We start from the raw sequence: 259 nt of genomic DNA, 5'->3' as shown, positions 1-259 counted from the left end.
CGATCCGCGGTACCTGGGGATGCTGGCGCTGGCGATGCTGCTGGTCGGTTTCTGCGAGGAGGGGCGGACCCGCGGGGTCCTGCTGGTGGGACTGCGCGGCACGTGCCGATCGGAAGTGCTGGTGTGGTTCTGGTCCAGTCTCGTGTTCGGCGCGATGCATGCGATGAACGGCCTGCTCGGCGTGGGCTGGATGGCGCTGGTGCAGGTGCTCTTCGCGTTCTGCGCAGGCACCTGTCTGTATCTGATCCGTCGGCTGACG

At 67.2% G+C, this 259-nt stretch carries 1 protein-coding gene; it reads left to right on the top strand.

Going from position 1 to position 259, the window contains the following annotated elements:
* Positions 1-19: 19 nt before the first annotated feature.
* The coding region (locus tag SB719_RS21080; RefSeq protein WP_412159873.1) for a type II CAAX prenyl endopeptidase Rce1 family protein at positions 20-259 on the top strand (240 nt) is incomplete at its 3' end.

Source organism: Pantoea sp. SIMBA_079 (assembly GCF_046940275.1).
Taxonomy (GTDB): Bacteria; Pseudomonadota; Gammaproteobacteria; order Enterobacterales; family Enterobacteriaceae; genus Pantoea; species Pantoea borealis.
Note: the sequence above shows the minus strand (reverse complement) of the source record. Positions and strands in the feature narration are given on the sequence as shown.